The organism is Acidovorax sp. GW821-FHT09B03, assembly GCF_059418305.1.
Window position 1 is genome coordinate 21,372 of the sequence record NZ_JBWKPP010000024.1, and the last position, 19,557, is coordinate 40,928.

20 protein-coding genes are annotated in these 19,557 nt (G+C 69.3%); 7 read left to right on the forward strand and 13 right to left on the reverse strand.

Features of this window, described 5'->3' with window-relative positions:
* Positions 1–194: 194 nt before the first annotated feature.
* The gene (locus AC07PA_RS29025; protein ID WP_007856876.1) at positions 195–539 is read right to left on the reverse strand and encodes a hypothetical protein; all 345 of its coding nucleotides are present in this window, start codon (positions 537–539) and stop codon (positions 195–197) included.
* Positions 540–673: 134 nt separating this feature from the next.
* Between AC07PA_RS29025 and AC07PA_RS29030 the strand changes: the two genes are divergently transcribed.
* Positions 674–1,357 (forward strand): heavy metal response regulator transcription factor, encoded by a 684-nt coding sequence (locus AC07PA_RS29030; protein ID WP_494609676.1) that lies wholly within the window; start codon positions 674–676, stop codon positions 1,355–1,357.
* Positions 1,354–2,727 carry a heavy metal sensor histidine kinase gene (locus AC07PA_RS29035; RefSeq protein WP_494609677.1) on the forward strand — a complete coding sequence of 458 codons (1,374 nt, stop codon included), beginning with the start codon at positions 1,354–1,356 and terminating at the stop codon, positions 2,725–2,727. The genes AC07PA_RS29030 and AC07PA_RS29035 overlap by 4 nt, the downstream gene beginning before the upstream one ends.
* Positions 2,728–2,736: 9 nt before the next feature.
* On the opposite strand, the gene AC07PA_RS29040 is transcribed toward AC07PA_RS29035, so the two are convergent.
* Positions 2,737–3,588, reverse strand: a complete 852-nt coding sequence (locus tag AC07PA_RS29040; protein WP_494609678.1) for a hypothetical protein — start codon at positions 3,586–3,588, stop codon at positions 2,737–2,739.
* 275 nt (positions 3,589–3,863) lie between these two features.
* Here AC07PA_RS29040 and AC07PA_RS29045 point away from each other — a divergent pair, with 275 nt between their 5' ends.
* A complete protein-coding gene (locus AC07PA_RS29045; protein ID WP_494609679.1) occupies positions 3,864–4,562 on the forward strand; it encodes a hypothetical protein in 699 nt (232 codons plus the stop codon).
* A 14-nt stretch (positions 4,563–4,576) separates the two neighbouring features.
* Here AC07PA_RS29045 and AC07PA_RS29050 read toward each other — a convergent pair whose 3' ends face one another.
* The 8 genes from AC07PA_RS29050 to AC07PA_RS29085 are packed head-to-tail and all read right to left on the reverse strand — an operon-like array spanning position 4,577 to position 13,486.
* Positions 4,577–5,410 (reverse strand): SDR family NAD(P)-dependent oxidoreductase, encoded by an 834-nt coding sequence (locus AC07PA_RS29050; protein WP_494609680.1) that lies wholly within the window; start codon positions 5,408–5,410, stop codon positions 4,577–4,579.
* Between the two features lie 3 nt (positions 5,411–5,413).
* The gene (locus tag AC07PA_RS29055) at positions 5,414–6,160 is read right to left on the reverse strand and encodes an SDR family NAD(P)-dependent oxidoreductase (RefSeq protein WP_007856870.1); all 747 of its coding nucleotides are present in this window, start codon (positions 6,158–6,160) and stop codon (positions 5,414–5,416) included.
* On the reverse strand, positions 6,153–7,082 hold the full coding sequence (locus AC07PA_RS29060) for a branched-chain amino acid ABC transporter permease (RefSeq protein WP_494609681.1): 930 nt from the start codon (positions 7,080–7,082) through the stop codon (positions 6,153–6,155). The genes AC07PA_RS29055 and AC07PA_RS29060 overlap by 8 nt, the downstream gene beginning before the upstream one ends.
* 7 nt (positions 7,083–7,089) lie before the next feature.
* Positions 7,090–8,379 (reverse strand): ABC transporter substrate-binding protein, encoded by a 1,290-nt coding sequence (locus AC07PA_RS29065; protein WP_494609682.1) that lies wholly within the window; start codon positions 8,377–8,379, stop codon positions 7,090–7,092.
* 11 nt (positions 8,380–8,390) lie between these two features.
* Entirely contained in the window at positions 8,391–9,710 is a 1,320-nt protein-coding gene (locus AC07PA_RS29070; protein ID WP_145696003.1) for an ABC transporter substrate-binding protein, read from the reverse strand.
* Between the two features lie 52 nt (positions 9,711–9,762).
* Entirely contained in the window at positions 9,763–10,668 is a 906-nt protein-coding gene (locus tag AC07PA_RS29075) for an NAD(P)-dependent oxidoreductase (RefSeq protein ID WP_494609683.1), read from the reverse strand.
* A gap of 17 nt (positions 10,669–10,685) precedes the next feature.
* Complete coding sequence (locus AC07PA_RS29080; RefSeq protein ID WP_494609684.1) at positions 10,686–12,626, reverse strand: bifunctional 5-dehydro-2-deoxygluconokinase/5-dehydro-2-deoxyphosphogluconate aldolase; 1,941 nt, start codon at positions 12,624–12,626, stop codon at positions 10,686–10,688.
* Positions 12,623–13,486 carry a MurR/RpiR family transcriptional regulator gene (locus AC07PA_RS29085; RefSeq protein ID WP_494609685.1) on the reverse strand — a complete coding sequence of 288 codons (864 nt, stop codon included), beginning with the start codon at positions 13,484–13,486 and terminating at the stop codon, positions 12,623–12,625. The genes AC07PA_RS29080 and AC07PA_RS29085 overlap by 4 nt, the downstream gene beginning before the upstream one ends.
* Positions 13,487–13,607: 121 nt before the next feature.
* Here AC07PA_RS29085 and AC07PA_RS29090 point away from each other — a divergent pair, with 121 nt between their 5' ends.
* The 4 genes from AC07PA_RS29090 to AC07PA_RS29105 are packed head-to-tail and all read left to right on the forward strand — an operon-like array spanning position 13,608 to position 16,763.
* The gene (locus AC07PA_RS29090) at positions 13,608–14,642 is read left to right on the forward strand and encodes a branched-chain amino acid ABC transporter permease (protein ID WP_494609686.1); all 1,035 of its coding nucleotides are present in this window, start codon (positions 13,608–13,610) and stop codon (positions 14,640–14,642) included.
* Positions 14,639–15,388, forward strand: coding sequence for an ABC transporter ATP-binding protein (locus tag AC07PA_RS29095; protein WP_494609687.1), 750 nt, complete (start codon positions 14,639–14,641; stop codon positions 15,386–15,388). Before AC07PA_RS29090 ends, AC07PA_RS29095 begins: the two co-directional genes overlap by 4 nt.
* Positions 15,385–16,119 (forward strand): ABC transporter ATP-binding protein, encoded by a 735-nt coding sequence (locus tag AC07PA_RS29100; RefSeq protein ID WP_199234345.1) that lies wholly within the window; start codon positions 15,385–15,387, stop codon positions 16,117–16,119. Before AC07PA_RS29095 ends, AC07PA_RS29100 begins: the two co-directional genes overlap by 4 nt.
* On the forward strand, positions 16,116–16,763 hold the full coding sequence (locus AC07PA_RS29105; RefSeq protein WP_494609688.1) for an ATP-binding cassette domain-containing protein: 648 nt from the start codon (positions 16,116–16,118) through the stop codon (positions 16,761–16,763). Before AC07PA_RS29100 ends, AC07PA_RS29105 begins: the two co-directional genes overlap by 4 nt.
* 118 nt (positions 16,764–16,881) lie before the next feature.
* Here AC07PA_RS29105 and AC07PA_RS29110 read toward each other — a convergent pair whose 3' ends face one another.
* Genes AC07PA_RS29110 through AC07PA_RS29120 form a run of 3 tightly spaced genes read right to left on the reverse strand, consistent with a single transcriptional unit; the run spans position 16,882 to position 19,507 of the window.
* Positions 16,882–17,319: an RNA-binding S4 domain-containing protein gene (locus AC07PA_RS29110; protein ID WP_494609689.1), complete on the reverse strand. Its 438-nt coding sequence runs from the start codon at positions 17,317–17,319 to the stop codon at positions 16,882–16,884.
* Positions 17,316–18,812: a sensor histidine kinase gene (locus tag AC07PA_RS29115; protein WP_494609690.1), complete on the reverse strand. Its 1,497-nt coding sequence runs from the start codon at positions 18,810–18,812 to the stop codon at positions 17,316–17,318. Before AC07PA_RS29115 ends, AC07PA_RS29110 begins: the two co-directional genes overlap by 4 nt.
* Entirely contained in the window at positions 18,809–19,507 is a 699-nt protein-coding gene (locus AC07PA_RS29120) for a response regulator transcription factor (RefSeq protein WP_007856854.1), read from the reverse strand. The genes AC07PA_RS29115 and AC07PA_RS29120 overlap by 4 nt, the downstream gene beginning before the upstream one ends.
* Positions 19,508–19,557 lie beyond the last annotated feature (50 nt).

Sequence of the window (19,557 nt, forward strand, 5' to 3'; positions counted from 1 at the left end):
GCGGCAACGACCCTGCAGACCCAGTCGCCTGCCCGCCAAGGTGAAGCGGATCACAGCCATCTGCACGCTGGCCGCGGTAGCCGAGTTGCTGCACCAGACATGCGCTGACCAGAAGTACCCCTACGTGGACATCCGCAACGGCGTGGCCATCACCGAGCGCTGGGATGGCATCACCGGCGGCGTGCGATTCTGGATCAACCGCCCGCGCCATGCATCTCCTGCAGGCGGCGCTTCTCGGCATCGTCCATGCCCAGGAACTCGCCCTGGACCTGCTCGCGCGTCTTCGCCGTGCCGGTCGCCTTCAGCGGCAGTGCGATGCCGCGCGAGAGCAGGGCCAGGGTGCCGTCCTTGCGGGCGGCCTCGATCTCGCCGAGCACTTCGCTGCGCTGGCGGCTGCTGGCCGGCTGGTGGTCGGGGTGCTGGGTGTAGCCGATCTCGCCGCCGGCAGCGTGGTACACGGCCGAGGCCTGAGCGGGGGCGGTGATGGCCAGGGCGGCCAGCGACAGGAAGAGGGCGTTGCGTGCGGTGGTCATGGTCATGGGGTGGGTCCTTTCGGTGGGTTGCTTGGGTGGATGGATGGCCTCACTGTAGGAAGCCGCCACCGTCCAAACCCCCACGCGCAGATGACGAATTTGTAATCTGCGCCCGGGCCCGGTTCTTCGACAATCCGGGCATGAAAATCCTGCTCATCGAGGACGAGGTCAAGCTCGCGCAGTACCTGCGCAAGGGGCTCACCGAGGCGGGCCATGTGGTCGACGTCGCGCACGATGGCGTCGATGGCCTGCACCTGGCGCTGGAGGGCGACCATGCGGTGCTGGTGCTGGATGTGATGCTCCCGGGCATCGACGGCCTGAGCCTGCTGGCCGCGCTGCGCAAAACGCGCCAGACCCCCGTGCTCATGCTGACCGCCCGCGTCGGCGTGGACGACCGCGTGCGCGGCCTGCAGACCGGGGCGGACGACTACCTGGTCAAGCCCTTCGCGTTTTCGGAGCTGGTGGCGCGCATCGAGGCCATCACGCGGCGCGGCCCGGCCGGCGTGCCAGCGGCCCAGGCCCTGCTGCAACTGGCCGACCTGGAGCTCGACCTGCTGCGCCGCAAGGCCACGCGTGCCGGCCAGCGGCTGGACCTGACGGCGCAGGAGTTCCTCCTGCTCACGCTGTTCCTGCGGCGCCAGGGCGAGGTGCTGTCGCGCACCGAGATCGCCTCGCAGGTCTGGGACATGAACTTCGACAGCGAGACCAACGTGGTCGAGGTGGCCGTGCGCAGGCTGCGCAGCAAGATGGACGTGCCGTTCCCGGCACCGCTGCTGCACACCATCCGCGGCATGGGCTATGTGCTGGAGGCGCGCGCGCCATGACGCATGGCGCGCTGGTGCTGCCGCCGCCGCGCTCGCTGCGCAGCCGGCTGTCGTGGTGGCTGGCGGTGCAGAGCCTGGCCGGGCTGGGCGCCGTGTGCCTGGTGGTCTACCTGGTCACGGCGGCGGGTTTCGGGGCGCGGCAGGACGATGCGCTGCGGCAGAAAGAGGGCATCCTGCGGCATCTGCTGGCCGGCGAAGAAGGGCACCCCGGTGCCACGGCCCAGGGCCGCCATGCGCTCGACGATTTTCTGGCCGGGCACGAGAACTTCCGCCTGCAGGTCACCACCGCCGATGGACAGCGGATGTACCCCACCGCGCCCGGCGCGGCCCCGTTCGCCGCCTCGCGCGAGCTGCGCTTCGAGGTGGCGCGCGCAGCCGGGGCACCGCTGCAGGTGCTGCTGCGCATCGATGTGCAGCCCGACCAGGCACTGTTGCACCGCCTGGCCATCACGCTCGCTCTGGCAGCGCTGGCCGGCACCGTGGTGGTGTCCCTCGGCGGCTTCGTGCTGGTGCACCTGGGCCTGGCGCCCGTGCGCCAGATGGCGGCGCAGACGCGGGAGCTCTCGGCCCGCACGCTGCACCAGCGGCTCGACGGCACCGGCCAGCCGGCCGAGCTGCAGCCGCTGGTCGGGCAGTTCAACGCGCTGCTGGGCCGGCTGGAGAAGGCCTATGCCCAGATGGAAGGCTTCAACGCCGATGTGGCGCACGAGCTGTGCACTCCACTGGCCACGCTGCTGGCCAGCAACGAGCTGGCGCTGCGCTCGCTGGGGCGGGGCGGCCGGGAGGCGAGCGAGGCGGGTGAGGCGGGTGAGGTGGCCGAGGTGCTGTCCTCCAACCTCGAGGAGCTGCAGCGCCTCACCGGCATCGTGAGCGACATGCTGTTCCTGTCGCAGGCCGACCGGGGCGCACGCGCGCGCCGCGCGCCGGTGGCCAGCCTCGCGGCCGTCGCCGCGCAGGTGGCGGACTACCACGAGGCGGCGCTGCAGGAGGCGGGGCTCGCGCTGCAGGTCGTGGGCGATGCCGCGGGCGACTTCGACGTGCCGCTGCTGCACCGCGCCCTGTCCAACCTGATCGGCAATGCCACGCGCTACGCGCTGCACGGCAGCATGGTGCGCGTCTGCATAGCGCGCTTGCCCGATGGCGCGGTGGAACTGGTGGTGGAGAACCTGGGGCCCAGGGTCGAGCCCGAGGTGCTGGCGCGCCTGTTCGACCGCTTCTACCGCGCCGACCCTGCGCGCAGCCACAGCCAGGCCAACCATGGCCTGGGCCTGGCCATCACCGACGCGATCGCGCGCATGCATGGCGGGCGCACGCTGGCCACGTCGGTGGGGGGCGTCACGCGCATCGGGATGGAGCTGGCATCCGGCTGAGGCGGTGCGTCAAAAGCTGGGGATGTCCGCCACCTTGTGCGTGCACACGGATGCCCAGGTGGCCTCGAACACCCGTGCGGTCTTTCGGCTGTCGATGGCGAGGAACGGTGGATCGCCGGACACGTAGAAGCGCTGGAAGCCCTCCTGCGCGCCGGACGTGCGGCGTGCATCGACCTCGCCGCACAGCACGTGCAGGGGGCCGGCGCTCACGAACAGCTTGCGGTACTGCGCAGCCTCTGGCGCCGGGATGCGTGCCCTGAGGGCCTCCTTGGCATTGGCGAGGAAGCGTGCGTAGTTGCCGGCCTGGATGTCCTCGCGCTGTGCGGCCCTCGCTTGCAGGCCCTCGAGCAGGGTGCCGCTGGCCACCTTGCCGTTGCTGGTGATGGAGGTGATGCGGTGTTCTGCCCGGCTCAGGTTGCAGTACACCGGCTGCTTGCCGGGCAGGGCCGGCCAGGCCACGGACATCTCGCTGGCGGAGGCGGTCCCGGCGCTTTCCGCCGCCTCGGCCTCGCGCCCCTGGGCAACGGTGATCAGCCGTGTGCACATCCGCACCGCTTCGGCCAGGGCCAGCGGCGGCAGTGGGCTGGCGGCTTCAGCCGCAGGTGAAGGTGAAGGTGAAGGCGCCGCGGTTGCTGCCGCAGTCGGTGCGGACGGGGCGGAGGGTACGGTTGCCGGTGGTGCAGAGGCCGGTGCCGCCGCGGGCTGTCGGGTGGCTTCCTTGAAGCAGGCCAGCCGCTTCTTCGCGTCGGGCAGCCGGTTGCAGGCCTCCAGGAGCAGGTCCGATGGCTGCGCGGTTGCCAAGGTGGTGGCTGCGGCCAGGGCCAGAAGGAGGGGGCTGCGCCAGAGGGCGTGGTGGTGCATGGGCGTTTCGTGTCCGCGTGGTCCCGGGCCGCCAGAGGGCAGGCACACCGGTGCTGGATTCTAGGGGCCACTGCAGCCTCGCCCGCCACGGCCGGGGTTTGTATGATGGGTGCCACCGCGCCGCAGGTGGCGTGGGGCAAAGCGAGGCAGGTATGCGAGGGAGCGGGATGCGGCGATACGGTATGGCGGGCTGGTGCTGGGCAGTGTGCCTGGGCCTGTGCCCCGTGGCCTGGGCTGCGCCGCCGGCCAGGATGTGGGAGGGGCTGGAAAACCAGTTGGAAGATGCCGTCGCCCGCCGTGCCCTGCTGCGGGCCCGCCTCACGGCAGACCCCACGGCCGCCGACGCGGACCTGCTGGGCAGCGAGATCCAGGCGCTCAACCAGTCGGTGCGGCAGACCGAGCGTGCGCTCAGCTACGCGCCCACGGTGCCCGTATCGGCAGAGCCCTTCGACCCGGTCTACCGGGGGCCGGTGCCCGAGTCCGCGAAGCGCGTCGCCCGCATCAAGCCCGCCATCTGGAACGAGCTGACGGAGGGCGAGCGCCTGGCCATCTCCTCGCGGTGGCGTGTCGAGCTGCTGCACGCGGGCCGGTATGGCTGGATTGCCGATGCCCAGACGGTGGACGAATCCACGCCCGGTAACTCGGGCGGGGCCTACACGGGTGCCATGCTGGGCCAGGCCGCATATATAGACCGCTCGTTTCGTCCCGGCAACAACTACTCGGCCGGCGTGCAGGTGCTGGCCGGCGTGCTCGGTGCCGTGGCCGGCTCGGCGATGGACCGGCCGCCCACCTCGTCGTTCCGTACGCGCTACCACGTGCGCACGGAAGACGGCAGCATGGTGGTGGAGGACCAGAGCCGAAGCGATCCTTTCCGCATGCCCCTGTCCACTTGCGTGGAGCTGCCTTCCTTGTCCGACAGCGACCCCTCGCTGTGTTCGCAGACCATCGAGATGGTCCGCAGCAAGTATCTTTAGGCGGTGGGCTCCACCTACTGGCTCGCCGTTATCCCCCCGTCGATGTACAGCACCTGCCCGGTGACGAACGAGGCCGCGGGACTGGTGAAGAACACGGCCGCGCCGGCCACGTCCTTGGGGTCGGCCACGCGGCCCAGGGGGATTCGGCCCAGCACCTGGGCGCGGGTTTCGGGGTTCTCCAGCCAGTGGCGGGCCATCTCGGTGCGCACCACGGTGGGGGCGATGCCGTTGACCGTGATGGCGTGTGGCGCCAGTTCGCTCGCATGCTGGCGTATCAGCAGGGTGAGGGCGCCCTTGCTCGCGCAATAGGCCGAATAGCCCCGGCCGCGCAGCCCCAGTTGCGCGCGCACCGACAGCAGATGCACCTGGCTGCCACCCTGGCCGCCCGCGATCTGATGGCGCGCCACGGCCTGGGCGAGGAACATGGCGGACTTGAGGTTCACCTGCATCACCTCGTCGAAGGCCTCCTCGGTGACTTCCAGCAGCGATTCCTCGCGCTGCATGCCCACGCAGTTGGCGAGGATGTCCAGCCGCCCGAAGTGCGTGGCCACGGCGTCCACGCTCTCGCGGATGTCCTGCACGGAGTGCGCGTCCATGGCCAGGCCCAGGGCCTGGTGGCCTGCGGCCTGCAGCTCGCCGGCCAGGGCCTGCGCGCGCGCGGCATCGCGGCCCGAGATGGCCACCTTCGCACCGGCCAGGGCCAGCGCCCAGGCGATGGCCTCGCCGATGCCGCCGTAGCCGCCCGGCACATAGGCCACCTTGCCGGCCAGGTCGAACAGGCCCGAAAGCTCTTGCGTGAAGGCGATGCGCGGCGTGATGCCCTGGTCCGCCGTGTCGTTGGCTGCCATGCGTCAGTCCATCAGCAGGCCACCGTTGAGATCGACGATCTCCCCGGTGATGAAGCCGGCCAGCGGCGATGCGAGGAAGCGCACCACGTGGGCAAACTCCTCGGGCTCGCAAAAGCGGCCCACGGGGATGTCGCGCAGCAGCTTCTGGCGCTGCTCCTCGTCGAGCTGCTCGGTGATCATGGGCGTCTTCACGTAGGCGGGAGAAATGCCGTTGGCCGTGACGCCGAAGGGCGCCAGCTCGCGCGCGAGTGAAAACGTCAGCGAGGTCATGGCCCCCTTGGAGACGGAGTACGCCGTGCCCGCCGTGAGCCCGCCGGTCTTGGCGGCCAGCGAGCAGGTGTTGATGATGCGGCCGAAGCGCTGCGCCTTCATGGCGGGCACCACGCACTGCGCCAGGTAGAAGGCGCCATCGAGGTTGGCGCCCAGCACATGGCGCCACTCGGCGGGGCTGGTGGCCTCGGCCTTGTTGTTGGAGAGCACGCCGGCGTTGTTGAGCAGGATGTCCACCGGCCCCAGCGCGCGTTCGATGGCGGCATGGCCGGCCTGCACGGCCGCCGCATCGCTGATGTCGAAGGCGAAGGGCAGGGCGCGCGGGCCCAGCGCGGTGGCCAGCTCGGCCGTGCGTTTCTCGTTCACGTCCACCAGGGCCACCTTGCAGCCGTCTTCGAGCAGCACCTTCACGGCCGCCAGGCCCATGGTGCCCGCGGCACCGGTGACGATGGCCACCTTGTCTTTCAGGGGTTCAGACATCCAGCACACTCTTCTTTCCGAACAGGCCACGGGAGCGGAAGGTCACCACGGCAATGAACAACAGGTACATGGACATCAGCGACCATTCCGAAGCATACGCCCCGGTCAGCCCCACGACCATGCCCACCATGAGGCCGGCGATCACGGCCCCCCAGAGCGAGCCCACGCCGCCCAGCACGATGATCAGGAATGCGGGCACCACCGCGTCCACCCCCACATGCGGGCGGATGCCCCAGATGGGCGCCATCACCACCCCGGCAATCGCCGCCAGGCCCACGCCGATGCCGAACACCAGGAGCCGCAGGCGCTTGAGGTTGATGCCCAGCGCGCGCACCATCTCGCTGTCGTGCGCGCCGGCCTTGATGATGGCGCCGTAGGGCGTGCGCTCCAGAAACAGCCACAGCGCCAGGATCATCAGCACCGCGAAGCCGCTGGCGAAGAAGCGGTACTTCGAGTAGATCAGGTCGCCGAGCAGGAATGCGCCCGAGATCGCGGCGGGCAGGGCCAGCTGCTTCTCGTTGGAGCCCCACACCAGGCGGATGGTCTCCTCGATCACCAGCGCCGCGCCAAAGGTCAGCAGCAGCCCGTACAGCGGGTCGCGCCCGTAGGTGCGGCGCATGCACAGCTCCAGCAGCATGCCGAACAGGCCCACGAACACCGGCGCCAGCATCAGCGCCACCAGGTAGCGCGTCTCGATCGGCAGGGCCATGTACCAGGCCTGCAGGCCCGGGAACCAGCCCAGCTGGGGCGAGACGAAGAACAGCGCCACGTACATGCCCAAAGCGAACAGCGAGCCGTGCGCCAGGTTGATGGTCTCCATGACCCCGACGATGAGCATGAAGCCCAGCGCGATCAGCGCGAACAGCAGCCCCAGCGAGATGCCGTTGACCAGGTGCGGCAGCAATTGAAAAAGCCAGTCCATGGAGGTCCTAGGGTTCGTAGGTGGGAGTCGCTGCGTACGACTCGAGTTGGCAGGTGCGCAGGCTGTCGCGGTCTTGCACTTCTTCGGGCCGCTGCTGGCCCAGGATGCGGAAGGTGTCGTCCGGTTCGCGCGGCTGGGTGTTGTAGGCGGCCATGTAGATGGTCTGCTGCAGCTGGTGCGTTGCGGGGTTCATCCAGGCGTCGTAGTGCTGCATGCGCTGCGCCGCGGGGATGCGCAGCGCCTCCAGCTCCTTGATGAGCCGGATGTTGTTCGTGCCGCCCACCCGCTCGATGGCCCGCAGCAGCTCGCGCGTGGCCATGTAGCCGTTGTAGAAGACGTTGCCCGGCTTGCGGATGCGGTAGCCGGGGTTGGCCTTCTCGTAGCGGGCGTTGAAGTCGGCGATGCCGGCCAGGCGCATGCCCCAGTACCAGGTGGTGCCGAAGATGCCGAACAGCGCCTCGGGCCCCGCGCTGTACACGTCGGGCCAGTCCTGCTGGTTGTTGATCCAGCCGAAGGCGCGGTCCATGCGGGCGCTGCGAACCTGCTCGCGCAGGGCCTTGACATCGTCGCCGCCCACGGCCGTCGCGATCACGCCGGGCTTGACCTGGCGGATGCGCTCCAGCTGGGCCGAGAAATCGCGCGTGTTCTGGGGCACGACCAGCTCTTGCACGACGGTGCCACCGTTGCCTTCGACGATGGCGCGGATGCCCTTGGCGGTGTTGTGGCCCCAGGCATAGTCGCTGATGATCAGCGCCCACTCGCGGCCAAAGCCGGTCATGGCGCCGCGCACGATGGAGGTGGAGAAGTTGGTGCCGTTGCCGTCCCAGACGAACTTGGTGCGGTGGCAGTCCTTGCCGGCCTCGGTGGGCGAACTCGAATTGGTGTTGAAGTAGATGCAGCCGTGCTGCTGGGCCACGGTCGAGATCGCGCTGGCGGCGCCGGAATGCACGGCGCCGATGAGGAAGGCGCACTCCTGTTGCGCGACCATGTGGCGGGCCACGGCCGCGGCCTTCGCGGCGTCACCGCCGGTGTCGGCATGCACCGTCTCGATGCGGCGGCCCAACACGCCGCCGCGCTCGTTGGCCTCGTGCACCGCCATCAGGATGCCGCGCTGCTCGTCCTGCCCGCTGGCTCCGTACTGGCCGGTGTCGTCGGTGGTCAGGCCGAGCAGGAGCGGCTTCTTGCCGCGCGCCTGGGCCCAGGCGTGGTGGACCTGCCACGGCCCCATGGCGCCGAGCACGGCCGCTGCCGCGCCGCGGACCAGCCGCCGCCGGGTGATGCTGCTACTGCTGCTCATGGCGTGCGGACTCAGGCCTCGTAGCTGGGCGTGGCCTCGTAGCTCTCGAGCTTGCAGGCGCCGGCCGCATCCTTGTCCACCACCTCCTGGGGTTCGATCTGCGAGAGGATCTTGAAGATGTCGTCCTTCTCGGCCGGCTGGTCGTTGTAGCTGGCCATGTAGATGGTCTGCTGGCACTGGTGCGTCACCGGGTCCATCCAGGCGTCGAAGTGCTGCAGCCGGTCGGCAGCCGCCATCTTGCGGCCCTCGAGCTTCTTGATGATGGCGATGTTGTTGGTGGTGCCGGCCTCTTCCACGCAGCGCAGCAGCTCGCGCGTGGCCATGTAGGCGTTGTGGTACACGTTGCCCGGCACGCGGATGGCCATGCCCGGGAACTGTTTCTGGTAGGCCGCCACGAACTCGCGCACGCCCGGCAGGTTCAGGCGGTAGTACCAGGTGGTACCGAACACGCCGAAGATCGCATCCGGCCCCAGGCCGTACACGTCGGGCCAGTCCTGCTGGTTGTTGATCCAGGCCATGCTGGTGTTCATCTTCAGCTGCACCACCTGCTGGCGCAGCGCCTTGATGTCGTCGCCGCCCACGGCGGTGGCCACCACCTGGGGCTTGAGCTGCTGCAGCTTGAGCAGGTAGGCCGAGAAGTCGCGCGTGTTCTGCGGCACCATCAGCTCTTCGATGATGCGCCCGCCGTTGGCCTCCACCGCAGCGCGTGTGGCCTTGGCCGTGCTGTGGCCCCAGACGTAGTCGTTGGTCAGCAGCACCCAGTTGCGGCCACTGGCCTTGATGGCGTTCTTGACGATGGCGTTCGAGAAATTGGTGCCGTTGCCGTCCCACACGAACTTGGTGCGGTGGCAGTCCTTGCCGGCCTCGGTGGGCGAGCTCGAATTGGTGTTGAGGAACACCGTGCCGTACTTCTGCGCCACCTGCGAGATGGCGTTGGACACGCCCGAGTGCACCGCGCCGATGAGGAAGGCCGCGTCGTTGCGCGTGATCATGCGCTCGGCGATGCGCGAGCCCGTGGCGGGCGTGGTTTCGGTGTCCATGTGGATGGCCTCGATGCGCCGGCCCAGCACGCCGCCCCGGTCGTTGAACTCCTTGATGGCCATCATCGCGCCCAGCCGCTCCTCGCCGCCCGAGGCCGCGTACAGGCCCGAGGCGTCCATCGTCAGGCCGATGACCAGCGGCTTCTTCTGCGCCGTCTGCGCCCAGGCGTGGTGGTGCTTCCATGGCCCGTAGAAGGGGGCCGCGCCGTACAGACCGGCCCCCGCGAGGGCCAGGGCCGACTGCTTGAGCAGCGAGCGGCGCGATGAAATGCTGTCCTTGGAATCGCTCATGGTTGTCTCCTTCGGGTGGCGGGTGCCTGTTGTGTGTCTTGCGGGGATCGAATCAGCGGGGAACGATGGCCACGGCGTTGGCCTGCTCCTGGGCCTCGAACAGCGAGGCGATCAGCTTGTCGCCGAAGCCCAGGTTCACGGCCTGCACGAAGCTCTGGTGCGCGGCCTCGCCCATGAAGCTCGCCACCGGCAGCATCTCGGCCAGGTGGGTGTAGTAGCGCAGGTCCTTGCGGGCGTTGGAGATGCCGAACTTGAAGCCGGTGACGTCGCCGTTCTGCAGCGTCTCCTTGGTCATCATCTGGAAGATGCCGCAGTTCACGCCACCGGCCGTGACCACGCTGTAGAGCTTGTTCAGGTCCAGCCCCGACTTGGCCGCCACCGCGAAGGCCTCGGCGATGCAGGCGGCGAAGCTCATGGCCATCATGTTGTTCACGAGCTTGAGCACATGGCCGTGGCCGGGCGGGCCGACGTGGAAGATGTTCTCGCAGAAGGCCTTGAGCACTGGCTCCAGCGTGGCGAAGTCCTCGGCGTCGGCGCCCACCATGGTGTTCAGGCGGCCTTCCTCGGCCTCCTTGGGTGTGCGCGCCAGCGGTGCGTCGATGAGCTTCACGCCGCGCGCCGCCAGGTCGGCGCGGATGCGCGCGCTCGACTCGGGCTCGGCGGTGGAGGTGTCCACCACCAAGAGGCCTTCGCGTGCCGCCTCCAGCAGGCCGTCCTTGCCGTAGACGATCTCTTCGACCTGGGGCGAGCCGGTCACGCAGAGGAAGACGATGTCGCTTCGGCGGGCGCAGTCGGCATTGCTGGTGGCTTCCTTGGCACCGGCCTCCAGCAGGTCCGCCAGGTTGGCACGGTTGCGGTTGGCCTTGAAGGTCAGCGCGTAGCCCTTGGACAGCAGGTTCTTCGCCATGCCGTGGCCCATCATGCCGATGCCGATGAAGCCGATGTTCGGTGTAGTCATATGTGTGTGTTCCTTGGTCAAAAAATGGCGCTGACGGACTCGGACATGCCTGCACGGGCTTCGTCCCACAGGACGACCAGGCGGGCATAGCGGCTGGCGATGTCGTCGATCACCTGGGCATCGCTGATCTGGCCCGCGAACCAGCGGTCCGCGGCCTCGGCGAAGATCGTGCGGCCCACCGCGAAGCCTCTGCACACGGGGTGTGCGGCGGCGATGCGAAAGCTGCGCGACAGGGTTTCCTCGCTCGCCTCCAACCCCAGCATCAGCACGCCGCGGCAGTGGGCGTCGTGGCGCGCGATGGTGCGGCTGATCTCCTCCCACTCGGCATCGCTCTCGGCCGGGGGCAGCTTCCACCACTCCGGGCGCAGGCCGGCCGCGTACATCTGTTCCAGCGTGCGGCTCAGCGTGGATGCATCGCGCTGCATCTCGCGCGGCGGTATCGCCTCGATCAGGAATTCGTGCTGCGTGGCATGGCTGGCCGCCTGCAGCTCCAGCAACCGGGCGATCTGTGCCTGGCGCAGCTCCTGGGTGTCGTCGGGGTGCCAGTAGAGCAGGCACTTGGCCACATGCTCGGCGGGCCAGCTGCGCATCTCGATGGCCAGGTGCTGCCCGGCCTCGAAGGCCAGCGGGCGCGAGCCCGGCAGCTCCACCGGCCGGCCCACCCACCAGCCCTTGCCGGTGAGCGAGGGCAGCACGTCCTCGCCAAAGCGGCCATCGAGCAGCACACCGGCACCCACGTGCGTGCCGGCGCCGTTGCGCGCGCCCTGGGCCACGAGTTGCTTGAAGGTGCGGATGCGGGCTTCGCCCTGCCCGTGGCGTGCGGCGATTTCTTCGATCTGCGAGCGGTGGTCGAAGGCCAGCACCACCAGCTCGCTCCAGCGGCGCGTGCGCGTGGTGCTGCGGTGCAGGTGCTCGAGCACCGGGTCTTCGCGCAGGCGGCGCGTGGGCGAGCCGTGCTGCAGGAAGTGCTGCAGCTCTTGCCAACTGGCCATGGCCGGCGAGCAGCCGTGGCGCGAGACCACGATGGCGCCGCAGGCGTTGGCCCAGGCGCAGCACAGGGACAGGGGTTCGTCCTTGAGCCAGCCGCGCAGAAAGCCGGCCATGAAGGCATCGCCCGCGCCCAGCACGTTGAACACCTCGACCGGGAAGCCGGGGCCCTTGAGGCCGTCTTCGAGGCTGTCCGGGATGGCCCGGTCGAAGGCCACGCAGCCCATGGGGCCGCGCTTGACCACGAGCAGGCCCGGGGTGAGTTCGCGCAGCCGGCGCAGCGCCTGCAATGTGTCGGTGCTGCCCCCGGCGATGTGGATCTCTTCCTCGGTGCCCACCACCAGGTCGCAGTCGGCGATCACGCCCTGCAGGTGCGCCGTGACCTTGTCGTCCGCCACGAAGCGCTGCTCGCCCATGCCGGGGCTGGTCAGGCCCCAGAGCACGGGGCGGTAGTCGATGTCGAGCACGGTGCGCGTGCCGCGCTCGCGCGCCAGCGCAATCGCCCGGCGGCAGGCCTCGAAGGTCCTGGGCTGCGACAGGTGCGTGCCCGACAGCAGCAGCGCCGTGGCCGATCCGATGAAGTCGCCATCCACGTCCTCGGCCGTGAGCGCCATGTCGGCGCAGTGGTCGCGGTAGAACACCAGGGGAAAGGTCTCGCGGTCCTGGATGCCCAGGAACACCAGCCCCGTGAGGCGCCGGGGGTCGGTGGTCACGTGGCTGGTGTCCACGCCTTCGGCGGCCAGGGCCTCGCGCACGAAGCGGCCGTGGTGCTCGTCCCCCACGCGGGTCAGCATGGCGGGCCTCAGGCCCAGGCGTGCCACGCCGACCGCGGTGTTGGCGGGCGAGCCGCCCAGGTACTTGCTGAAGCTCTGCATGTCTTCCAGGCGGCCACCGATCTGCTCGCCGTACAGGTCGACGGCGGCGCGGCCCATGCAGACCACGTCCAGCCGGCGGGGGGATGGATTGCTCATGTGCGGGTCTTTCGTGCAGTGCGCTGCTGGGGCGCGGTTTTTTCGGCCAGGTGGTGGCCGGTGCTCATGACCAGCGCTTGTGCCAGGCACATGGGCGCGACCAGGGAGCGAAACGGTTTGGAGGAGTCGTCCGCCAGCTCGAAGCAGACCTTGGATGGCTCCACCAGCGGCGACAGCGGCCCGTCGGTGATGGCGATCACCGGCACGCCGCGGCGGCTGCAGGTCTGCGCGGCGTGCACCACGTCGGGCGAATAGCTGCGAAAGCTCGCCACCAGCAGCACGTCGCTCTTGTCGACGGAGCGCAGGTTCTCGTCGAGCATGCCGCCGGCACCGTCCAGCAGGTGGGTCTTGAGCTCGAGCTGGCCGAGCGCATAGCTCAGGTAGCAGGCGATGGGGAAGGCGCGCCGCTGGGCCAGCACGTGCACGCGGCTGGCGGCGGCGACCAGCTTCACCGCGGCGCGCAGGTCGGCCTCGCGCACGGCTTCTTCCAGGTGCCCCAGTTCGGTCATGGAGTCGCTGGTCAGCTGGTGCAGCACCCCGGCAGGGGCGCGCTGGCCCGTGACCTGCTGGCGGCGCAACTGGTCGATGCGCTCGCGGTAGGTGGCCGAGCGCTCCACCAGGTGCCCGCGGAACACCTGCTGCATGTCGGAGAAGCCCTTGTAGCCGAGCGCGTTGGCAAAGCGGATCATGGCCGAGGGCTGCACCTCGGTGGCCTCGGCCAGCGCGGCCACCGTGCCCAGCGCCAGGTCCTGCGGCTTTTCGAGCGCGAAGCGCGCAATGCGCTGCAGCTGCTTGGACATGTCGGGGTAGGCGCGCGCAATCGCGTCCTTGAGCTCGTCGTAGGTGGTGGCGCTGTCCATAGATCGTCGGGTGCCTGCTGGTGGGTATCGGGAAAGTACTAGAACGAAAATTCTTGTGTGATCGAATATTAGAACGTACATTCTGTTTTCACAAGGCAATTCGAACAAGGGTTTTCCCGCCATGCAATTCGTTCCTGGTCGATCCCGGGTGCTGCCAGCCCCGTTGCTCATCACGCTGGCCGTGCTGTTCTCCACACCGCTGTGGATTGCGGGCGCAGGCCTGTACCAGTACCTGGCGCTGGAAATCATGATCTGGATGCTGTTCGCGCTGGGCTACAACCTGCTGCTCGGCACGGCGGGCCTGCCGTCCTTCGGACACGGGGCCTACTTCGGCATCGGCGCCTACGCTTTCGGCCTGCTGCAGCACCGGCTGTGGGCCAACCTGTGGTTCGACCTGGCAGGGGCGGTGCTGGTGGCGGCCGTGCTGGGGGCGTTGGTGGGGCTGTTCATCTCGCACCGGCGCGGTATCTACTACGCGCTGCTGACCATCGCCTTCGGCCAGGTGTTCTGGTTCATCGCGAACAAGTGGCACACCGTGACGGGCGGGGAGGACGGGCTGCTCAACATCAAGCGCCTGCCGGTGGAGCTCGGTGTTGCCGCCCTGCCGCTCAAGAGCAACGAGGCGCTGTTCTACTTCTGCCTGGCGGTCTTCGCCGTCACGGTGGCGCTGCTGTGGCGGCTGGTGCATTCGCCCTTCGGCCGCGTGCTCAACGCCATTCGCCAGAACGAGACGCGCGCGGCCTTCGTGGGCTACAACGTGTGGCTCTACAAGTGGCTGGCCTTCATGCTCTCGGCCGGGGTGGCAGGGCTGGCGGGCGCCATGTTCGCCATGGCCCAGCAGTCGGCCTACCCCAACGTGATGAGCCTGCACAACTCGGGCTTCGTGGTGATGATGGTGCTGATCGGCGGCGGGCTGGTGAGCTTCTGGGGGCCGCTGATCGGCGCGGCCTTCTTCATCCTGGCGCGCGACCTGCTGGGCGCCTACACCGAGACCTGGCTGCTGTGGTACGGCCTGGTGTTCATGGTGCTGGTGCTCTACAAGCCCGAGGGCGTGGCCGGCATGTGGCAGGACTGGCGTGCGCGGCGTGCCCGGGTCGCCGCCGCTGCCGCCAGCACGCATGTCCCCGTGATCGCGATCCAGGAAAAGGAGGCATGAGCATGCTGTTCCAAGCTACAGGGCTGTCCAAGCGCTTCGGCGACCAGGTGGTGCTCGAGGACATCACCCTCGGAGTGCGCGAAGGGGAGCTGGCCGGCATCATGGGCCCGAACGGGGCCGGCAAGACCACCTGCTTCAACGTGCTCACCGGGCGCTTCAAACCCGACCGCGGCCGCGTGACCTTTGCCGGCGAGGACATCACCGGCCTGGCGCCGCGCGAGATCGCCAGGAAGGGCATCTCGCGCTCGTTCCAGATCATGAACCTGTTCAACGACGACTCGGCGCTGGACAACGTGCTCGTGGCCATGCCCCAGGTGCGGCGCCAGGGCTTCAATGGCTGGCGCGACCTGGGCGCCGACAGCGGTGCGCAGGACCAGGCCGCGGCCGTGCTCGCGCGCGTGGGGCTCAAGGGCAAGGAGCGCACGCCGGCCAAGAGCCTGTCCTACGGCGAGCGCAGGGCGCTGGAGATCGGCGTGGCGCTGGCGGCCGAGCCGCGCATGCTGTTCCTGGATGAACCCACCGCAGGCCTGGGCGCCGAAGGCACGGCGCGCCTGGCCGACCTGGTGGCCGGCCTCAAGCGCGAACTCACCATCGTCATCATCGAGCACGACATGCAATTCCTGTTTCGCCTGGCCGACACGCTGTCGGTCATCCACTGGGGCCAGGTCATCGCGCGTGGCACCCCGGCCGAGCTGCGCCAGAGCGAGTGGGTGCAGCGCTCCAACCTCGGGGCCCTGGCAACATGAGCGCGGTTCTGCAACATCCATCACCGGCACCGGCCATGCTGTCGCTGCAGGGCGTGAACACCTTCTATGCCGAGACGCAGGTGCTGTTCAACGTGTCGCTGGAGGTCGGCCCGGGCGAGGTCGTCGCGCTGCTGGGCCCCAACGGCGCGGGCAAGACGACCACGCTGCGCACCATCCTGGGCCTCACGCCCGCGAGAAGCGGCAGCGTGGCCTTCGATGGACGCGATGTGACGCACGAGGCCACGCACGAGATCGCCCGGAGCGGCATCGGCTGGGTGCCGGACGACCGGCGCATCTTCCCGACGCTGACGGTGGCGCGCAACCTGGCCATCGCGCGCAAGAAGACGCGCTTTCGCGCCTGGAACGAGAAGGAGTGCTTCGAGATCTTCAGCGCCATGGAGTACCTCATGCACCGCGAGTGCGAAAACCTCTCGGGTGGGGAGATGCAGATGGTGGCCATCTCGCGCGCGCTGCTGGGATCGCCCGGGCTGGTGCTGTTCGACGAACCCAGCCAGGGCCTGGCGCCCAAGGTGGTGCAGGACGTGATGAAGACCATTGCACGGCTCAAGCGCGAGGGCATTGCCGTGCTGGTGGTGGAGCAGAACGTGCAGAGCGCGCTGCAAGTGGCCGACCGCGCCTACGTGATGGGTGGCGGCAGCATCGTGCACGAGGGCCCGGCCCGCGAACTGCTGGACAACGCTGCGCTGCGCATGCAGCTTCTGGGGGTATGACGATGGTTGCTGCTGCTGCACCGCTCTTGCACGTGGACCGCCTGGCCAAGGACTACACGCGTGGCCTGCTGAACCGCCAGCGCACCTTCTCGCTGGCGGCCGACTTCGTCGTCGATCGCCCGCAGGTCGTGGGCGTGATGGGCCCCAATGGCTCGGGCAAGACCACCCTGTTCGAGCTGATCACCGGCAGCAACCGGCCCACGGCAGGGCGGGTGCTGGTGAACGGCCAGGACATCCACCAGGTGCGCACGCGCGAGCGCGACCGCCTGGCCATCCACTACCACCAGTCCTACCAGGTGCGCTCGTTTCAGCGCGGCAAGCCCAACTTCCTGCTGCAGCATGCGGCCACCGATTCGCCGCTGGTGCACCTGTTCGACGAGCCGCAGTTCAACACGCAGGACGGCTACATCGGCTTCATGCTCGACTTCTTCGCCACGCTGCGCGGCAAGGGCAAGCTGGTCTTTTTGTGCCTGCACCCGAACGAGCCCTACCACGTGGACATCCTGCGCCAGAGCTGCGAGCGCTTCCTCTTCGTGAACAAGGGCGTGGTCAGCCAGGCGCCGGACTTCGACACCCTGGCCCGGAAGCCGGCGGTGCGCAGCTACCTGGGCGCGCTGGCGCCCGCGCAGAGCGTGGCCGCGTAGCGTGGGGCGGAGCCCATACGGATTTGCATTCGATCGTATAACTAGGCGGGAGCCGCAGACAGTGCTGTAGCACGGCAAGGCGAACCAACGACGTTAGACGGTTGAAGGCAAATCCGTATCACTCGTCGATCGAGGCGCTCCAGCGGCTGTCCCAGCCCGGCGCGGCGACGCGACCGGTGGCGCGCTCGATGTCGCGCCGGTCGCGCTTGGTGGGCCGGCCTTCCTGCAGGGTGGCGGCGGGCTCGGGGGCCAGGCGGCGCTGCTCGGCCGCGGCTTCGCGGGCGGCAATGCTCTCGGCGGTCTCTTCGTACAGCAGCTGCGCCACGGGCGCGGGGCCGCGCATGCCGCTCAGGGCGCGCACGGTCACGGTGCGGGCCACGGGGCCCTGGCGCAGGGCCACGGTGTCACCCGGGCGCACATCGCGCGCGGGCTTGGCGGCCTGGCCGTTGACGGTGACGCGGCCTTTGCCGATCTCGTCGGTGGCCAGGCCACGGGTCTTGTAAAAGCGGGCGCACCAGAGCCACTTGTCCAGGCGCATCGTCTCGGTGGGGGTCATCCTGGCGATTGTGCCCCGTCCGCCATGCCCGCGATGCCGGTGGTGGTGTCTGCCGCCGTGGACAGTGGCAGCCGCACCACGGCATCGAGCCCGAGCACGCGGCCGGCCTGGGTGCGGTTGGTCAGCGATATGGTGCCGCCGAGCGCCTGCACGATCTCCTGGCAGATGGCCAGGCCCAGGCCGCTGCCGGTGCGCACGTCGCCGGCCGAGAACGGCTGGAACAGGCGCAGTGCCAGTTCATCGTCGATGCCGGGGCCGTGGTCGCTCACGGTCAGGGCCGCGTGGCGGCCATCGGTGCGCAGCTCCACCGACAGCTCGCTGCCCGGCGGGGCGTGGCGCACGGCGTTGTGCAGCAGGTTGCGGGTCAGCTCGCGCAGCATCCACTCGTGCGCCTGGATGGGTGCGGCATCGGTGTGGATGCCGAAGTCCAGGTCGCGCTGGGCGATCAGGGGCGAGATGTCGAGCGCCACGCCGCGCAGGATCTCGTCGAAGCGCGTCACGGGCGGTGCGCTCTGCTGGCGCAATTGCTCCACCTTGGCCAGGGCCAGCATCTGGTTGGCCAGCTGGGTGGCGCGGTCCACGGTGTCGCGGATCTCGTGCAGCGCCTGCTCGGCCGGCATGTCGCCGCGCAGGGCCGACTGCACCTGGGTCTTGAGCACCGCCAGCGGCGTGCGCAGCTGGTGCGAGGCGTCGCGCACGAAGCGCTTCTGGTGGCGCAGCAGGTGGCGCAGGCGCTGCAGGAATTCGTTCGTGCCTTCGATCAGGGGCTGCAGCTCGCGCGGCGCAGCGGGCGCGGTGATGGGGCTCAGGTCGCCTTCCTGGCGGGCCTGCAGCTCCTGGCTGAGCTGGCGCACGGGCTGGGTGGCGCGCTGCACCACCAGCACCACCGTGATGCCGATCACGGCGATCAGCAGGGCCTGGCGCAGCAGGGTGTTGCGCAGGTTCTGCAGCGCCAGCGCCTCGCGCACCTCCAGCGTCTCGGCCACCTGGATCACGGCCATGGCGCGCCCGCTGGAGCTGGCCACCGGCTGCAGCAGCACGGCCACGCGCACCGGCAGGCCGCGGAAGGTGTCGTCGTAAAAATCCACCAGCGCCGCATAGGGCGGGCGCGCGGGGATGGTGCCCTTCCACAGCGGCAGCTCGTCAAAGCCCGAAATCAGGTCGCCCTGCAGGTTGGAGACGCGGTAGTACATGCGGCTCTTGTTGTCTGCCTCGAAGGCCTCCAGCGCCGAGTAGGGCACGATGGCGCGCAGGTGCGCCGCCTCCTCGTAGCCGGTCACGTCCAGCTGCTCGCTGATGCTCTTGGCCGATGCCAGCAGCGTGCGGTCGTAGGCGGTGTTCAGCGAGGCCAGGGTCTGCTGGTAGGCGCTGATGGTGTTGTAGGTGATGAACACCACCACCGGCAGCAGGATGCCCAGCAGCAGCCGGCGGCGCAGCGAGTGGGGCCGTGGCGTGGGGGGCGTGCGGGGCTCGCCCGGGGGCGTCTTCCTCATGCATCCGTCCGCAGCAGGTAGCCCAGGCCGCGCAGCGTCATGAGCGTGAGGCCGGTGCCCGCGAGCTTCTTGCGCAGCCGGTACACCACGACCTCGATGGCCTCGTACTGCACGTCGAGCTGGCCCGGGAACACCAGCTCGTAGAGCCGCTCCTTGGTCACCGCATGGCCGGGCTGGGCCAGCAGCGCATGCATCAGCGCCAGCTCGCGCGGGGTGAACTCCATCACCTCACCGTTCAGGTAGATGGCGCCGCTGTTGGTGTCGTAGCGGATGGCGCCGATCTGCTGCACGCTGGGCGGCAGGGCATTGCTGGCCACCGGGTCGGCGCTGCGCCGCACCAGGGCACGCAGGCGGGCCTCGAGCTCGTCGAGATCGAAGGGCTTGGGCAGGTAGTCGTCGGCCCCCGAGTTCAGGCCCATGATGCGGTCGCCCACGGTGCCGCGCGCGGTGAGGATGATCACCGGCGTGCGCAGGCCGCGCGTGCGCGCCTGCTGCAGCACCTGCAGGCCGTCCAGGCCGGGCAGGGTCAGGTCCAGCACCACCGCATCGGGCGGCTGGGCCGCCCACTGCGCCAGCGCGGCGCGGCCATCGCCCACGGGCGTCACCTCCATGCCGCGGCGGCTCAGGGCCCGGTGCAGCGTGGCCTGCATGGTGGGATCGTCTTCGACAAGCAGCAATTTCATGCGCGGGACCATATCACTGTGGGAGGGGCTGTGCACGGTTCTCGGCTTTCATGTCTTCCCCG

Excerpts from the sequence above, each read along its gene's own strand:
- AC07PA_RS29025 (WP_007856876.1), bottom strand. The coding sequence starts at position 539 with ATGACCATGACCACCGCACGCAACGCCCTCTTCCTGTCGCTGGCCGCC.
- AC07PA_RS29030 (WP_494609676.1), top strand. The coding sequence starts at position 674 with ATGAAAATCCTGCTCATCGAGGACGAGGTCAAGCTCGCGCAGTACCTG.
- AC07PA_RS29035 (WP_494609677.1), top strand. The coding sequence starts at position 1,354 with ATGACGCATGGCGCGCTGGTGCTGCCGCCGCCGCGCTCGCTGCGCAGC.
- AC07PA_RS29040 (WP_494609678.1), bottom strand. The coding sequence starts at position 3,588 with ATGCACCACCACGCCCTCTGGCGCAGCCCCCTCCTTCTGGCCCTGGCC.
- AC07PA_RS29050 (WP_494609680.1), bottom strand. The coding sequence starts at position 5,410 with ATGGCAGCCAACGACACGGCGGACCAGGGCATCACGCCGCGCATCGCC.
- AC07PA_RS29055 (WP_007856870.1), bottom strand. The coding sequence starts at position 6,160 with ATGTCTGAACCCCTGAAAGACAAGGTGGCCATCGTCACCGGTGCCGCG.
- AC07PA_RS29060 (WP_494609681.1), bottom strand. The coding sequence starts at position 7,082 with ATGGACTGGCTTTTTCAATTGCTGCCGCACCTGGTCAACGGCATCTCG.
- AC07PA_RS29065 (WP_494609682.1), bottom strand. The coding sequence starts at position 8,379 with ATGAGCAGCAGTAGCAGCATCACCCGGCGGCGGCTGGTCCGCGGCGCG.
- AC07PA_RS29070 (WP_145696003.1), bottom strand. The coding sequence starts at position 9,710 with ATGAGCGATTCCAAGGACAGCATTTCATCGCGCCGCTCGCTGCTCAAG.
- AC07PA_RS29075 (WP_494609683.1), bottom strand. The coding sequence starts at position 10,668 with ATGACTACACCGAACATCGGCTTCATCGGCATCGGCATGATGGGCCAC.
- AC07PA_RS29080 (WP_494609684.1), bottom strand. The coding sequence starts at position 12,626 with ATGAGCAATCCATCCCCCCGCCGGCTGGACGTGGTCTGCATGGGCCGC.
- AC07PA_RS29085 (WP_494609685.1), bottom strand. The coding sequence starts at position 13,486 with ATGGACAGCGCCACCACCTACGACGAGCTCAAGGACGCGATTGCGCGC.
- AC07PA_RS29090 (WP_494609686.1), top strand. The coding sequence starts at position 13,608 with ATGCAATTCGTTCCTGGTCGATCCCGGGTGCTGCCAGCCCCGTTGCTC.
- AC07PA_RS29095 (WP_494609687.1), top strand. The coding sequence starts at position 14,639 with ATGAGCATGCTGTTCCAAGCTACAGGGCTGTCCAAGCGCTTCGGCGAC.
- AC07PA_RS29100 (WP_199234345.1), top strand. The coding sequence starts at position 15,385 with ATGAGCGCGGTTCTGCAACATCCATCACCGGCACCGGCCATGCTGTCG.
- AC07PA_RS29105 (WP_494609688.1), top strand. The coding sequence starts at position 16,116 with ATGACGATGGTTGCTGCTGCTGCACCGCTCTTGCACGTGGACCGCCTG.
- AC07PA_RS29110 (WP_494609689.1), bottom strand. The coding sequence starts at position 17,319 with ATGACCCCCACCGAGACGATGCGCCTGGACAAGTGGCTCTGGTGCGCC.
- AC07PA_RS29115 (WP_494609690.1), bottom strand. The coding sequence starts at position 18,812 with ATGAGGAAGACGCCCCCGGGCGAGCCCCGCACGCCCCCCACGCCACGG.
- AC07PA_RS29120 (WP_007856854.1), bottom strand. The coding sequence starts at position 19,507 with ATGGTCCCGCGCATGAAATTGCTGCTTGTCGAAGACGATCCCACCATG.